Origin of the sequence: Cryobacterium sp. TMB3-10, assembly GCF_004402305.1 — a bacterium.
GTDB lineage: Bacteria > Actinomycetota > Actinomycetes > Actinomycetales > Microbacteriaceae > Cryobacterium > Cryobacterium zongtaii.
Genome location: NZ_SOGH01000031.1, coordinates 250,085 through 264,623 on the forward strand (window position 1 = coordinate 250,085; position 14,539 = coordinate 264,623).

12 protein-coding genes are annotated in these 14,539 nt (G+C 67.8%); 2 read left to right on the forward strand and 10 right to left on the reverse strand.

What is annotated here, in order from left to right; all coding sequences use genetic code 11:
* Nucleotides 1–56 precede the first annotated feature (56 nt).
* From E3T22_RS17250 to E3T22_RS17295, 10 genes are all read right to left on the reverse strand, one after another.
* The gene (locus E3T22_RS17250) at nt 57–815 is read right to left on the reverse strand and encodes an ABC transporter ATP-binding protein (protein ID WP_088455140.1); all 759 of its coding nucleotides are present in this window, start codon (nt 813–815) and stop codon (nt 57–59) included.
* Nucleotides 812–1,816, reverse strand: a complete 1,005-nt coding sequence (locus E3T22_RS17255) for an iron chelate uptake ABC transporter family permease subunit (protein ID WP_134481100.1) — start codon at nt 1,814–1,816, stop codon at nt 812–814. The genes E3T22_RS17250 and E3T22_RS17255 overlap by 4 nt, the downstream gene beginning before the upstream one ends.
* Entirely contained in the window at nt 1,806–2,825 is a 1,020-nt protein-coding gene (locus tag E3T22_RS17260) for an ABC transporter permease (RefSeq protein ID WP_198414968.1), read from the reverse strand. The genes E3T22_RS17255 and E3T22_RS17260 overlap by 11 nt, the downstream gene beginning before the upstream one ends.
* A 22-nt stretch (nt 2,826–2,847) precedes the next feature.
* The gene (locus tag E3T22_RS17265) at nt 2,848–3,870 is read right to left on the reverse strand and encodes a siderophore ABC transporter substrate-binding protein (protein WP_198414967.1); all 1,023 of its coding nucleotides are present in this window, start codon (nt 3,868–3,870) and stop codon (nt 2,848–2,850) included.
* A gap of 210 nt (nt 3,871–4,080) precedes the next feature.
* Nucleotides 4,081–5,841 (reverse strand): glycoside hydrolase family 35 protein, encoded by a 1,761-nt coding sequence (locus E3T22_RS17270; protein ID WP_134481099.1) that lies wholly within the window; start codon nt 5,839–5,841, stop codon nt 4,081–4,083.
* A gap of 2 nt (nt 5,842–5,843) precedes the next feature.
* A complete protein-coding gene (locus E3T22_RS17275; protein WP_134409201.1) occupies nt 5,844–7,997 on the reverse strand; it encodes a beta-galactosidase in 2,154 nt (717 codons plus the stop codon).
* The gene (locus E3T22_RS17280) at nt 7,994–9,526 is read right to left on the reverse strand and encodes an alpha-N-arabinofuranosidase (RefSeq protein ID WP_241983719.1); all 1,533 of its coding nucleotides are present in this window, start codon (nt 9,524–9,526) and stop codon (nt 7,994–7,996) included. Before E3T22_RS17280 ends, E3T22_RS17275 begins: the two co-directional genes overlap by 4 nt.
* An 81-nt stretch (nt 9,527–9,607) precedes the next feature.
* On the reverse strand, nt 9,608–10,960 hold the full coding sequence (locus tag E3T22_RS17285) for an ABC transporter substrate-binding protein (protein ID WP_088455137.1): 1,353 nt from the start codon (nt 10,958–10,960) through the stop codon (nt 9,608–9,610).
* An 80-nt stretch (nt 10,961–11,040) separates the two neighbouring features.
* Nucleotides 11,041–11,988: a carbohydrate ABC transporter permease gene (locus tag E3T22_RS17290; RefSeq protein WP_121678465.1), complete on the reverse strand. Its 948-nt coding sequence runs from the start codon at nt 11,986–11,988 to the stop codon at nt 11,041–11,043.
* Between the two features lies 1 nt (nt 11,989).
* A complete protein-coding gene (locus E3T22_RS17295; protein WP_088455136.1) occupies nt 11,990–12,940 on the reverse strand; it encodes a carbohydrate ABC transporter permease in 951 nt (316 codons plus the stop codon).
* 205 nt (nt 12,941–13,145) lie between these two features.
* Between E3T22_RS17295 and E3T22_RS17300 the strand changes: the two genes are divergently transcribed.
* Nucleotides 13,146–14,135 (forward strand): LacI family DNA-binding transcriptional regulator, encoded by a 990-nt coding sequence (locus tag E3T22_RS17300; RefSeq protein ID WP_134481244.1) that lies wholly within the window; start codon nt 13,146–13,148, stop codon nt 14,133–14,135.
* Between the two features lie 81 nt (nt 14,136–14,216).
* A complete protein-coding gene (locus E3T22_RS17305; RefSeq protein WP_088455135.1) occupies nt 14,217–14,399 on the forward strand; it encodes a hypothetical protein in 183 nt (60 codons plus the stop codon).
* Nucleotides 14,400–14,539 lie beyond the last annotated feature (140 nt).

A 14,539-nucleotide genomic window follows, 5' to 3' on the forward strand; every position in this document is an offset into this window, starting at 1 on the left:
CCCGGCTCGGCCGGCGGTACCTAAAGGCGAGCGCGGCTGGGGCGAGCCCGCGCGGATCAGGAGTAGTAGAGGGCGACCGGGCGGCCGTCGATCTGGCGCACGTCGACCTTGGTGTCGTAGACCGCCTCGAGAACCTCCGGGCGCATGATCTCGGCCGCGGCGGCATCCGCCACGACCCGGCCATCGCGGATGGCGACGATGCGGTCGGAGTAGGTGGCGGCGAAGTTGATGTCGTGCAGCACCACGATGACACGTTTGCCGAGCTCGTCGGCCATTCGGCGCAGCAGCTTCATGATCTCGGTCATATGGCGCAGGTCGAGGTTGTTCAGCGGCTCGTCGAGCAAGATGTACTTGGTGTCCTGCGCGAGCACCATCGCGATGAACGCCCGCTGCCGTTGCCCGCCGGAGAGCTCGTCGAGGAACCGGTTGCGAAAGTCATCAAGCTCGAGGTAGTCGATGGCCCGGTCGACGTGGTCGCGGTCGGTGACCGTGAGTCGCCCCTTCGAGTGCGGGAAACGGCCGAACTCGACGAGGTCGTGCACGGTGAGGCGCGCGGCGATGTGGTTGTCCTGACGGAGCACGGCGAGGGTCTTCGCGAGGTCGCTCGACCGGGCGGTGGCCACGTCCGAACCGTCCACGGCGACGCTGCCCGCCTCGGGACGGATGAGGCGCCCCACGACACCGAAGAGGGTTGACTTGCCGGCACCGTTGGGGCCGATGAGCGCGGTCACCCCCTCAGCACCGAACGCGATGCTCACCTCATCGAGCACGGTGTGACCGTTGTAGCGCTTGCTGACGCCGTCGAGAACGATCATCGCGCCCCCTTTCGCAGAACCAGGTAGAGGAAGAAGAGCCCGCCGGCGAACTCGATGATCATCGAGAGGCTGCCGCCGAGGTTGAACACCTGCTCGAGCACGATCTGCCCGCCGAGCAGGCAGATCACCCCGATGAGCACGGCCGTCGGCAGCGTCCACACGTGGCGGAAGGTGCCGGCGTAGGAGTACGCGAGGTTAGCGACGATGAGGCCGAAGAACAGGATCGGCCCGACCAGAGCGGTCGACGCGGCGATCATCACCGACACGATGGTGAACAGCATCAGCAGAGTGCGCCGATGGTTCACCCCCAGTCCGACCGCCGGCTCCCCCAGGGTCAACACATCGAGGATGCGCAGCAGCGGCAGGACGGCGGCGCAGGCGAGCAGCACGACGGCGCCGGTGAGCAGCAACAGGGTCTCGTCGGGGCGGGTCAGCGACGCGAACATCGCGTCGGAGAGCACCTGGAAGTCCAGCGGGTCGAGCATCCGCTGCATCCACTCGGTGAAGCTGCGGAAAAAGGTGCCCAGCACAATGCCGACCAGCAGCATCAGGTGGATCGAGCGGCGTTTGCCGCCGAACAGCCAGGTGAACAGGAACACGCTGAACGCCACCATCACCACGACCTGTACGAGCCAGAGGGTGAGTGGGTCGGCGCCCAGGAACGACGCCGGGCCGAAGAAGAACACGATCACCGTGGAGATGAGCACGTAGAAGGCGTCGAACCCCATGATCGACGGGGTGAGGATGCGATTCTGTGTGATGGTGTGGAACACCACGGTGGACACGCCCACCGCGGTGGCGACGAGCAGCATGGCGAGCACGGTGAGGCTGCGGATCTTGACCGCGAAGGCCAACGAGCCGGGCACATCCGTGAAGAAATACACCGCGACCAGGGCGAGCGCTACGATCGCGAGCAGGGCCAACCGCAGCCCGGGGCGGGCCCAGAGCGGGCCGAGCCGGGCGGGCGCCGGCGTGCGGCCGGTGACGGTGTCAGTGAGCACGACCCCTCCTTCGCAGTAGCAGCCAGAGGAACAGGGCGGCGCCGATGATGCCCACGATGACCGACAGCGGGATCTCGTAGGGGAAGCGCACCACCCGGGCGACGATGTCGCAGGCGATCACGAACACGGCGCCGAGGCCGGCGATCCACGGGATGGACCGACGCGCGTTGTCGCCGATGATGAGGCTGACCACATTGGGCACCACCAGGCCGAGGAACGGGATCACCCCGGAGGTCACGAGGACCGACGCCGTGATGAGGGCGACGATGACCATGCCCACGGCCACGACGCGGCGGTAGTCGAGGCCGAGGTTGGTGGCGAAGTCCTCGCCCATGCCGATGACGCTGAACCGGTCCGCGGCGAACCAGGCCACGACCACCATGGCCCCGGCGATCCAGACGAACTCGTAGCGGCCCTGCATCACCGAGGCGAAACTGCCCTGTGACCACTGCCCGAGCGACTGGAGCAGGTCGAGCCGATACGCGAAGAACACCGTGACCGACCCGACGATGCCGCCGAGCATGATGCCCACCAACGGCACGAGCACCAGCTGGCGCACGGGCACCGCGCGCACGACCCTCAGGAACACCCAGGTGCCCAGCAGCCCGAACACCGCGGCGACGGCCATCTTGCCGACCACCGCCATCCCAGGCCAGAAAACGGTGCTGATCAGCATTCCGAGTGTGGCAAATTCGGTGACCCCGGTGGTGCCGGGCTCGACGAACCGGTTGCGCACCAGCATCTGCATGATCAGGCCGGCGATGCCCAGGGACGCGCCGGCCAGGAGAACGGCGACGGTGCGTGGGATGCGGCTGGTCACCAGGAGGAACGCCGCACTGCTGTCGGGCCCGCCGGTGAGCAGCGCAAGCGGCGAGACATCGGAGACCCCGATGAACAGGCTCGCGCTCGCAAGGATCACGAGGATGGTGCCAATGAGCACCCCCACCCCGGTGCGCCGCGGACGGGCGGGCACCGGGGTGGGGGTGCGACGGGTGAGGAGGTCGGTCACAGTGTGCGGGCGATCCCGGGGGTCACTCGGCGATCTGCAGGACGTCGTCGATCATCAGCTGCGTGGTGGTGATGCCGCCGAACACGATGTACCAGGCGGTGGGGTCGAGGTAGACGATCTGGTCTTGCTGCGCGGCGGTGGTCTGCTTGACGATCGGGTTGTCGAGAACGGTCGCGGCCGCCTGGGCGTCCTCGGTGCCGGTCGCGGCGTCACGGTCCACGACCCAGAGGTAGTCGGGGTTCTGCTCGAGCAGGAACTCGAACGAGACCGGCTCACCGTGGGTGGCCGCCTCGATCTCTTCGACGACGGGCGTGACGCCGAACACGTCGTAGATCAGCCCGCCGCGGGCGTTGCGCCCGGTGGCGTCGGCGCCGGCGGGGGCCATGGCGTTGAGCTTGCCGCCGGAGACCATCAGGCCCAGGCCGGTGCCGGCATCCGCCGTCACTGCCTGTGCGTCGTCGATACCGGCCTCGAGGTCGGCCAGGGCGGCCGCGGCCTCGTCCTGAGCGCCGAGCACCTCACCGAGGAACTCGGTGTTGCGCTCGAGAGTCTCGAGGAACGAGCCGCTGATGCTCAGGTCGACGGTGGGCGCGATCGCGCTGAGGTCTTCGTAGAGCGCCGCCGAGCGGCCGCCGATGACGATGAGGTCGGGCTGCTCTGCCTCGATCGCGATGAGGTCGGCCTCGAAGAGTGTGCCCGCGTTGAATGCTTCGCTGGTCAGGTGCTCCTGCAGGTAGTCGGGCACCGAGTCCAGCGGGGCGCCGGAGATCTCGCCGCCGAGGGCTCCGATGGTGTCGAGGCTGGCCATGTCGAACACCACGATGTTCTGGGGGTTGGTGGGCACCTCGACCGTGGTCGCCTCGTACTGCGGGTCTTCGTCTTCGCCGGCGATGTTGCGGTCCCAGGAGAACGACACCGTCGTGGCCGCGGGGGTTGCGGCGGTGCCGGCAGTGCCGGCGTCAGCCTCGGTTGACGCGCAACCGCCGAGGATCAGCGCGGAGGCCAGGGCGAACGAGAGGGTCGCGAGAGGGCGGGTGAGGGACATCGGCGGGGCCTCCTGAGGCACTTAGGTTAGGCAATCCTTACTGGACCTTGGTTAGGGTAACCTAAGCTCTCCGGTATTGTCCAATGCGCACCCATGGCGCCGGACCCGCCGGACCCGCCGAGCACGCGAGGCGGCTCAACTGTGCCCGAATCGGACAATTGCGCCCGGCGTACCGGGTGCAATTGTCCGCTCGGGGAACAGTTGGGCGGGCTAGAAGTCGGTGTGGCCGAGGTCGGGGCGGGGGACGAAGTGGGCGAGGGTGCTCTCGGTGCCGTGCAGGCACAGGATGACCAGCTCGTTGTCGGCCCGCAGCACCGGACCGGGCACGTAGAGGGTGGTCTGCGGTCCACGGTCCCAGAACCGGCCGAGGTTGAACCCGTTGATCCAGGCCTGGCCCTTGCCCCAGCCGGCGGTGCTGAGGAACAGGTCCTTACCGGGCTCGGCGGTGAACCGGCCGCGCACGAACGCGGGACCGCTGAGCGAGCCGGAACCGGCGAGGTCGAGGGCGAAGCGGGCGCTGCCGGATGCGACGAACCCGTCGACGTCGAGCGGCAGCACCTGCCAGTCGGCCAGGGTGACACCGTCGAGGGTGGCCGGGCCGATCAGGCCCTTGTCCTCGCCGATGCGCGGGCCGTAGTTGACCCTGCCCTGGTCCTCCACGAGCAGGTCGAGGTGCTCCCCCGGCGGTAGGCCGATCGAGCGGTCATGGTGGTCGCGCTGCAGCACACCGACGGGGTTGCCGTCGACGAAAACCTGGGCGCGGTCGCGCACCTCGCCGAAGGACAGCACGCGGGCACCCGGAGTCAACCGGCTGCGGTACAGGGCGAACCCGGTGTACTGGCCGAGGGCATCCATGCTGGGCAGCCCGGCGGTCGGAGCGGCGCTTATGTCGGCCAGCTCGGGTAACGCGTCCCACAGCGAAACGAACTCGTCGAGGGCGACCTCGAAGGCCGGCGCGGGCGCGGCCGGGGCCGGCAACGACCCGGTCACCGGCGCGTACTTGGCGAGCACCTCGCGGAAGGCGAGGTACTTGGCTGTGACCTCACCGCTCTCCGAGAGGGGCGCGTCGTAGTCGTAAGAAGTGACCGTGGGCTGGAAGACACCCTTGTCGTTGGCGCCGTTGGTGAAGCCGAAGTTGGTGCCGCCGGTGAACATGTACAGCGACACACTGGCGCCGGTGGCGAGCAGGTCGTCGAGCTCGCGGGCGGAGTCCTCCGCGGAAGTGGTGTGGTGGTGCGCACCCCAGTGGTCGAACCAGCCGTTCCAGAACTCGGCGCACATCAGCGGTCCGGTGCTCTGGTGGCGGCGGAGCACGGCCAGGCGCTCGGTAGCGCGGGAGCCGAACGAGCCGGTTTTGTGCAACTCGGGCAGGCTGCCGTCGGAGAGCATCTGGTCGGTGGGCTGGTCGATGGTAGTCAGCGGCACCGTGATGCCGCCGGCCCGGTTGAGCTCGACGAGCGCGCGCAGGTAATCCTTGTCGTCGCCGTAGGCGCCGTACTCGTTCTCGATCTGCACCAGGATGACCGGGCCGCCCCGGTCGATCTGCCGGGACGCCACGATCGGCAGCAGCTGCTCGAAGTACTCGGCCACGGCCGCCATATAGAGCGGCTCGTTCCGCCGCACCCCCACGGCCGGGTCGGTGAACAGCCAGCCGGGCAGGCCGCCGTTGTCCCACTCGGCGCAGATGAACGGGCCGGGCCGCACGATGGCGTACATGCCCTCGGCGGCGATCAGGTCGAGAAAACGGGCCAGGTCGAGCTGGCCCTCGGTGTCGAAACCGCCACGAGCCGGCGAGTGCGCGTTCCAGGCCACGTAGGTCTCGATGGTGTTCAGGCCCATCAGGCGGGCCTTGTGGATGCGGTCGGCCCAGTGATCCGGGTGCACCCTGAAATAGTGGATGGCCCCGGCGAGCACCCGGAACGGCTCACCGTTGAGGAGGAAGTGCTCGTCGCCGATCTCGAACGCGCCCATGATCAGGCCGCCGTTCGGGCGCGGCCGAGCACGGCGACGCCGGTGGCCGGGAGGGTGAGCGAGTCCGCGGCGAGGGTGCTGCCGCCGAGGTCGACGGCCACGAGCGTGCCATCGGCCTTGCCCAGCGGCACGGTCACGGCCTTGTCGGAGTGGTTGATGTAGAAGAGATAGTCCATGTCGTCGGACTGGCGCACGGCGAGCTGCACGATGCCGTGCGCGTCTCTCGGCAGCGGCGAGACGATGTGGGCGGCGGCGGCGAACCGGCCGACCAAAGCCACCAACGCGTCGGGGTCGAGGACCGTGGCGACGAAGCTGGCCCGGCCGCCGGACTCGGTCGAGACCACGCGGCTGGTCACCGCCGGCACACCGGGGAACGGGCCGTCCTGGAAGCGGGCGAGCACCTGGACATCGGAGGCCACGGTGACGTCGTGGGTGAGCAGCGACCCGGTTGACCCGGCCGGCAGGTCGCCGGACAGGCCGACGGTCTGGCCCGGCTGCAGGCCGCCGAACTCCTCGGCGCGCACGCCGAGCAGCTCGCGGAACGCGCCGGGGTAACCGCCGGGGTGGATGTGGTCGTCGGCGTCGGCAATGCCGGAGAACACGCCGACCACCAGGTGGCCGCCGGTGCGGGCGTAGTCGGCCAGGGCATCCGCCAGCGGCTGCGGCACTATGTAGAGCATCGGCGCGATGACGAGGTCGTACCCGGCGAGGCCGTGACCGTTCAGCACCGACCGGGCCGGCACAATGTCGGCCTGCAGGCCATTGGTGAGCGCGGCGGTGTACCAGGCCATGGCCTCGGCCTTGTAGCGCAGCAGCTCGGTGGGGTGCGAGTCGAGTTCGGAGGCCCACCAGGAGTCCCAGTCGAAGAGGATTCCGATGCGGGCCTGCTTGGTGCGGCTGCCGGCGACCTCGGCCAGGGAAGCGAGTTCGCCGCCGAAGCGGGTGACGCTCCGGAACACCGAGCTGTTCTCCCCCGCGTGCGGGAGCATCGCGGAGTGGAACTTCTCGGCGCCGGCCAAGGACTGGCGCCACTGGAAGAAGCAGATCGCGTCGGCGCCGTGGGCCAGGTGGGTGAGGCTGTCCCGGCGCAGCTGGCCGGGGGTTTTGGCCTGGTTCACCGGCTGCCAGTTGACGGCGCTGGTGGAGTGCTCCATCAGGAACCACGGCGCCCGGCCGGATATCTGGCCGGTGAGGTTGGCCGAGAACGACAGCTCCTCGAACGCGGCGGGGTCGGCCACGAGCAGGTAGTGGTCGTTGGAGACCAGGTCGATCTCGCCGGCCCAGTCGGCGTAGTCCATGCCGCGGGACTCGCCCATCACCATGAAGTTGGTGGTGATCGGCACGTCGGGCGTGATCTGGCGCAGGATCTCCCGCTCGGCGACGAGGTAGCCCTTGAGGGCGTCGCTCGAGAACCGGGCGAAGTCGAGCTGCTGGGTGGGGTTCGGATGCGTCGCGGCCAGCCGCGGCGGCAGGATCTGGTTCCAGGAGGTGTAGTTCTGCGACCAGAAGGCGGTGCCCCAGGCCCGGTTGAGTTCGGTGAGAGTGCCGTAGCGGGCCTCGAGCCAGGCGCGGAACGCCGCTGCCGCGTCGTCCGAGAAGTCGTAGACGTTGTGGCAGCCGAGCTCGTTGCTGATGTGCCACATCGACAGGGCCGGGTGGTTGGCGTAGCGCTCGGCCATTTTCTCGACCAGGGCCAGCGCGTAGCGGCGGAACACCGGTGAGGTGGGGCGCCACTGCTGGCGGCCGCCGGGCCAGATGGTTTCGCCGACCCGGTTCACCGGCAGCACCTCCGGGTGCAGCTCGGTGAGCCACGGCGGCGGGCTGGCGGTGGCGGTGGCCAGGTCGACGGCGATGCCGTTGGCGTGCAGCAGATCGATGGCGCGGTCGAGCCAACCGAAATCCCAGCTGTCCGGGGTGGGCTGCAGCAGCGCCCAGGAGAAGATGCCGACGCTGACGATGTTGACACCGGCCTCGCGCATCAGGCGCATGTCTTCGGCCCAGACCTCTTCGGGCCACTGTTCGGGGTTGTAGTCGGCGCCGTAGCCGATGCGGGCGGCGTCGGCGGGCAGGCTCTCGGTGCCGTCGGCGAGGGTGTGCGCCTCGGGCCAGCGCACCCAGCGATGCTCGTTGGTCGAGACCGTGCTCACGGCGCTCATGCTGCAGCCTTGGCGGCCAGACGCACGATCGACCAGGACAGCGCGGGCAGCACGACCGTGGCGGCGGTGCCGTCGTCGGCCAGTGTCACGTCCGTCAAGTCGACCGGGTGCACGGTGTCTTGATGATCAACAGTGTTGGTGGCGAACCGGTCCCCACCCTCCGGCGCGAACAGGCTCTGCGCTGAGAGCACCGAGTCGGCGGGGGCGCCGGCCAGGTCTACCTCGAGGGTGAGCGGGTCGGAGCTGGAACGGTTGACAAGGAACAAGACGATCTCCTCGTCGGTAGCGGTCACCGCGGCATCCGATAGGTCGACGGTGCCGTGTTCCCTGGTGTCGTAGGTGTCGGAGTGGATGGTGGCAGCCAGCACGTCGCCGTGGGCGGCGGTTGCGGTGAGGGCGAACGGGAAGAAGGTGGTCTGGCGCCAGGCCGAACCGTTGGGCTCGGAACGGATCGGCGCGATGACGTTCACGAGCTGGGCGAGGTTGGCCATGCTGACCCGATCGCTGTTCCGCAGCAGGGAGATCAGCAGGGACCCCACCACCACGGCGTCGCTGACGTTGTATTCGTCCTCGATCAGGCGCGGCTGCGTGTTCCAGTCGCCGGTGAACAGGGGTTCCTTGTCGACCTCGTTGAACCGGGTCTGGTACCAGACGTTCCACTCGTCGACGCTGATGCCGATGGATTTGTCGAGGCCCTGCGCCACGGTGACCTCGTCGATGATGTGGGCGACGTCGCCGATGAAGCGGTCAAGGCCCACGCCGGAGGCGAGGAAACTGCCGAGGTCGCCGGGCTTTTCCTCGTAATAGGCGTGCAGGGAGATGTGGTCGACGAGCTCCGCGGTGTGCTCGAGAACGGTGCGTTCCCAGCTGCCGAAGGTGGGCATCTCGGCGTTGGAGCTGCCGGCGACGACGAGTTCGATGGTGGGGTCGACCCACTTCATCACGCGGGCGGTTTCGGCGGCGAGGCGGCCGTATTCCTCTGCGGTCTTGTGGCCGATCTGCCAGGGGCCGTCCATCTCATTGCCCAGGCACCAGACGCGGATGCCGAACGGTTCGGTGCGGCCGTTGGCCTGGCGCTGGCCGCTGAGCGCGGTGCCGGTCGGGTGGTTGGAGTATTCGAGCAGGGCGGCGGCCTCGGTGATGCCCCGGGTGCCCAGGTTCACGGCCTGCATGATCTCGACGCCGGCGCTCTCGGCCCAGTCGGCGAATTCGTGCAGGCCAACCTCGTTGGTCTCCACGGAGTGCCAGGCCACGTCCAGGCGCGTGGGGCGGTCGGGGCCGACGCTGTCTTCCCAGCGGAAACCCGATACGAAGTTGCCGCCCGGGTAGCGGATCAGGCTGGGGTTCAGCTCACGCACGAGGTCCAGCACGTCTTGGCGGAAGCCATCCGCGGTCGCGGTGGGGTGCCCGGGTTCGTAGATACCCGTGTACACCGAACGGCCCATGTGCTCGACGAACGAACCGAAGAGCCGGGGTGAGACGGGGGCCACGATGTCGTCGCGGGAGATGCTGAGCCGGGCGTGAAACACGAAGGAGATCCTCTGGTTGGAAGCTGATGGTGCGCAAAGGGTGGGCCGTCCGGCCGGACGGGCCCACCCTGTGCCGCTGCGTTACTCGGTGACCGTGAAGCCCTGCTCGTTGCCGTAGGCGACGATGGCCTTCTGCCAGTCGGTCAGGCCCGTGTTGAGGTCGGACTTGTCGGCGTAGGACTGGCCGACGGTGTCGGAGAAGATGCTGTTCGAGTAGACCTGGAACGGCAGGTAGCTCCAGCCTTCGACGACGTCCTTGGCGGACTGGACGAGGACCTCGTTGATCTTCTGGCCGCCGAAGTACTCGCTCTCGGCGCCGAGGAACTCCTCGGACTCGAGGTCGGCGACGGTGGAGGGGAAGCCGCCGGCGTCGATGGAGATCTGGGTGCCTTCACCGGAGTTCATGAACTCGACGAAGCCGGCCGCGGCGAGCTTGTTCTTGCTCTGGGCGAGCACGGCGTCGCCGCCGCCACCGTTCTCGGCGCTGGCGGTGTCGCCGGCCTCATAGACGGGCAGCGGGGCCACACGCCAGTTTCCGGAGGCTTCCGGCACGCCGGATTCCAGGTTGCCGGGCATCCAGGCGCCGATGTTGAGGGTGGCGATGGTGCCGTCGCCCAGACCCCGGTACCACTCGTCGCTCCAGCTGGTGGTCGGTGCGATGAGGTCCTTCTCAATCAGCTGGTTCCAGGTGTCGGCGAACTTCTTCGACCCCTCGTCCTGCAGGTTGATCTCGACGTTCGTGGAGTCGGTGGTGGTGAACGGCTGGCCGCCGGCCTGCCAGATCATGCTGGTGGCGAAGCCCGCGTCGCCGGTGTCGTTGGTGATGTAGGCGTTCGGGTTGGCCGCGTGGAGTTTCTCGGCGGTGGCGATGTACTCGTCCCAGGTGGTGGGCACGGTCAGGCCGTACTGGTCGAACACGGCCTGGTTGTAGAACATGGCCATGGGGCCGGAGTCCTGTGGCAGGGCGTAGACGCCGCCGTCGAGGTTCACCGATCCCCAGGTGCTGGCGGTGTACTGGTCCTCGAGGGAGTCCAGACCGAAGTCGCTCAGGTCGACGAGGGCCTCGGAGAGAGCGAACTGCGGCAGCGCGTAGTACTCGATCTGGGCCACGTCGGGTGCGCCGGAGCCGGCCTTGATGGCGTTCTGCAGCTTGATGTACTGGTCGTTGCCGGTGCCGGCGTTGACCACGTCGACCGTGACGTTGGGGTACTTCTTTTCGAATGCGGTGGCGATGTCTTCCACGGCCGGGGCCCAGGCCCAGACGGTGAGGGTGGTCTCCTCCTGCAGAGCGGCCTCGATGTCGGCGGCGGTGCCGGTCTCGGCTCCGCCTCCGCCGGTGGAGGCGCAGGCGGCCAGGGAGACGCTCAGGGCGAGTCCGGTGGCGACGGCGAGTGCGGTGCGGCGCAGGCGCGTGTTGCTGTGTGGTGCTTTCATTGGGGTGCCTTTCACTTCCTTGTAAACGGATGTTCGGTGCTGCGGATGACGGATGGTGCGGGGGTGGAACGGTAGTGGGGCTACGACTTGACGGAGCCGGCGGCGAGGCCGGACTGCCAGTAGCGCTGGAGGAACAGGAACGCCACGACGATCGGCACGATCGTGAGCAGCGACCCGGTGATGACGAGGTTGTAGATGACGTCGCCGCCCACGGTCTGGGCCTGCATGTTCCACTGCTTCAGGCCCACGGTCAGCGGGTACCAGGTGGGTTCGCTGAGCATGATCAGGGGCAGGAAGTAGTTGTTCCAGGTGGCCACGAGGGTGAACAGGAGCACCGTGACGAGGCCGGGGGCCAGCAGCTTGAGCGAGATGGTGAAGAAGGTGCGGAACTCACCCGAACCATCCATTCGCGCGGCCTCGAGAACCTCGGTGGGCACCGCGTCCATGGCGTAGGTCCAGATCAGGTAGAGGCCGAACGGGCTGATCAGCGAGGGCAGGATGACCGCCCACGGGGTGTTGGTGAGGCCCATCTGGCTGAACATGAGGAAGGTCGGCACCGCCAGGGCCGTGCCGGGGATGGCCACGGCGCCGAGCACGACGGCGAAGACGGCCTTCTTGCCGGGGAAGTTGAACTTGGCCAGGCCGTAGCCGCCGAGCGCCGCGAGGAAGGTGGCGCCGCCGGCGCCGACGACGACGTAGAGCACCGTGTTGCCGAACCAGCGCACGAAGACGCCGTCGTTGTAGGTGAGGGTGGCGACGATGTTGTCCCAGAGGGCGAAGTCGCCCGAGAACCAGAGGCCGAACGAGTTGAGCAGCTCGGCCTGGGTCTTGGTGGAGTTCACGAACAGCCAGAACAGGGGCAGCAGGCTGTAGATCAGCAGGGCGCCCATGATGATGGTGAGAATGATGGACTTCTTGGTGTGCAGGCCCTGGGTGGACTTGCCGGCCTTCTTCTCGCTGGTGTAGCGGGACATCCGCGGGGCTTTCGCCCGTGCGGCGGGGGCGTGGGTCTGGTCAGTCGTCGACATGTCAGGCCTCCTTCCTGGAACCGGAGTTCTGCACGATGTAGGCGATCACGGCGGTGATGAGGCCGACGATGATCGCGATGGTGGCCGAGTAGTTGTACTGCTGACCCGAGAACGACAGGTTGTAGGCGTACATGTTCGGCGAGAAATAGGTGGAGATGGTGTTGGGTGCCAGAGACTGCAGGATGCTGGGCTCGTTGAACAGCTGGAAGCTACCGATCACGCTGAAGATGCCGCCGATGACGATGGCGGGGCGGAGCGCCGGCATCTTGATGCTGCGGATGATGCGGAACGCGTTGGCGCCGTCGAGCGAGGCGGCCTCGTAGAGATCGGTGGGGATCACTCGGAGGGCGGCGTAGAACAGGATCATGTTGTAGCCGATGAATTCCCAGGTGACGATGTTGCCGATCGCGGCGAGCACCCAGGTGTTGCCCAGCGGGTTGGGGATGGCGATCGAGAAGAACTCATTGAGATTGCCGACCAGGCCGAACTTGGTGCCGTACATGAAGCCCCACATGAGCGTTGCGACCACGGCGGGAACCGCGTACGGCAGGAAGATCGCGATGCGGAAGAAGCTGGACAGGTGCAGGCGGGCACTGTCGATGGCGAGGGCGGCGAAGAGTGCGATGCCGAGCATGATCGGCACCTGCACGACGAAGAACAGGGTGACCCGGCCCATCGACTCCCAGAACTTGGGATCGGTGAGCGCCTGGCCGTAGTTCTCGAAGCCGACGAAGGAGTTGCCGCCGACCAGCTGGTCCTTGAAGAAGGACAGGTAAATCGAGTACAGCACCGGGGCGATCAGCACGAGGGCGAAAACGATCATGAACGGGCCGATGAACTTCCAGCCGGTCCAGTCGCGCTTCTGCACGTGGGGCTTGGGCTTGCGGCGGTTCGGCTGGGCCCGTGCACTGCGTGTCTGGCCACTGGGGGGGAGTGTTGACAGCGTCGTCATGCCTTTTTCTCTGACTCGGTATGGTGATGCAACGGACGGTGAATCTGACGGCATGTTTACGTAAACATGACGTGTAAGCACGCTAGCATGTTTACGTAAACATACGGAAATCTTTTTTCGGGACCGGGGAGGGCACGTGGCAACGGCGAGCACGACAGACAGTTCTTCGGCCGCTCCCACGGCCCGCGCGCAGCGCCTGCCGTCGATGGCGGATGTGGCGGCGCTGGCCGGCGTCTCCTCCCAGACCGTCTCCCGGGTGGTGAACGGTCGCAGCAACGTCGACGCCGACACCCGCGACCGGGTGCTCGCCGCCATGGACGAGATCGGCTACCGGCCCAACAGCGCCGCCCGCGCGCTGAAGTCGGGCAAGTTCAGCACCATCGGCGTGATCATGTTCGGCCTGTCCAGCTTCGGCAACATGCGCACCCTCGACGCTGTTGCCACGGCCTCCGCCGAGGCCGGCTACTCGATCGCCCTGATCCCGGTGGCGCTGCCCACCCAGGGCGCCGTCGCCGGCGCTGTGAACCGGCTCGCCGAGCAGGCCGTGGACGGCATCGTGATCATTATGGAAGCGCACATCCTGGACCGGATCGACGTGACCGTGCCGACCGGGCTGCCCGTCGTGATCGTCGATTCCGATGCCGGCGAACGCTACACGGTGGTCGACACCGACCAGACCGAGGGTGCTCGGCTGGCCACCCAGCACCTGCTCGACCTCGGGCACCGCACGGTCTGGCACATCGCCGGGCCGGAGTCGTCGTTCTCGGCCGGGCGCCGCACGGCATCCTGGCGGGCCACGTTGAAGGCGGCCGGCGCCCCGGTGCCGCCCGTGCTCGAGGGCGACTGGAGCGCGCAGAGCGGCTACCGGCACGGGGTGGCGCTGGCCGCCGACCCGTCGGTGACGGCGATTTTCGCCTCCAACGACCAGATGGCCCTCGGCGTGATGCGGGCGATGCACGAGGCCGGCCGCTCGGTTCCGGCTGGCGTGAGCGTGGTCGGCTTCGACGATATGCGCGAGGCGGATGCCTTCTGGCCGCCGCTGACCACCGTGCACCAGGACTTCGGCCAAGTGGGGCGGCTCTGCATCGAGAAGCTGCTGCGCCAGATCGACTCCCCCGCGGCCGTAGGCCCCGGTACGACAATCGTGCCCACGCACCTCGTCGTGCGGGCGAGCACCGCGCCACCGCCCCGCTAGGCACCCGGCCCGGGGGTCCCGGGCGGCCGCGCGCCCGCAAAGGCGGAGTTTTGCGGGGCACGCCGCGCCACGGGCCGGCGGATGCGGCGGGTCCGCAATTCCTCCACCCGCTACCTCCTCTACGAGGGGCTCGGTCGCCGGGTGTTGCGGCTCACGCAGCGCCACATTCTCGACGAGTGGGAGACCACGTTCCTCGTGATCAAGCGCGTCGTCGAGGATGCTCAGCGGGAGCAACAGAGGCGACACGAGCGCCCGCTGGAGTGACGGGAGGATACCCCCCATTGTGGGGTATCCGCTACCCCCTCCAACGTTGCTGCGTAAAGTCCCGCACCCCTTAAATAGACGGCAAAATCAGCGATTCGTCACGGAAAAAACTTAATTTCGCGGGTTCTCTCAGAGTGCTT

What these genes read in the sequence shown, in the direction of transcription:
- E3T22_RS17250 (WP_088455140.1), bottom strand. Translation starts at nt 815, where the DNA reads ATGATCGTTCTCGACGGCGTCAGCAAGCGCTACAACGGTCACACCGTG.
- E3T22_RS17285 (WP_088455137.1), bottom strand. Translation starts at nt 10,960, where the DNA reads ATGAAAGCACCACACAGCAACACGCGCCTGCGCCGCACCGCACTCGCC.
- E3T22_RS17295 (WP_088455136.1), bottom strand. Translation starts at nt 12,940, where the DNA reads ATGACGACGCTGTCAACACTCCCCCCCAGTGGCCAGACACGCAGTGCA.
- E3T22_RS17275 (WP_134409201.1), bottom strand. Translation starts at nt 7,997, where the DNA reads ATGAGCGCCGTGAGCACGGTCTCGACCAACGAGCATCGCTGGGTGCGC.
- E3T22_RS17270 (WP_134481099.1), bottom strand. Translation starts at nt 5,841, where the DNA reads ATGGGCGCGTTCGAGATCGGCGACGAGCACTTCCTCCTCAACGGTGAG.
- E3T22_RS17305 (WP_088455135.1), top strand. Translation starts at nt 14,217, where the DNA reads ATGCGGCGGGTCCGCAATTCCTCCACCCGCTACCTCCTCTACGAGGGG.
- E3T22_RS17265 (WP_198414967.1), bottom strand. Translation starts at nt 3,870, where the DNA reads ATGTCCCTCACCCGCCCTCTCGCGACCCTCTCGTTCGCCCTGGCCTCC.
- E3T22_RS17290 (WP_121678465.1), bottom strand. Translation starts at nt 11,988, where the DNA reads ATGTCGACGACTGACCAGACCCACGCCCCCGCCGCACGGGCGAAAGCC.
- E3T22_RS17300 (WP_134481244.1), top strand. Translation starts at nt 13,146, where the DNA reads ATGGCGGATGTGGCGGCGCTGGCCGGCGTCTCCTCCCAGACCGTCTCC.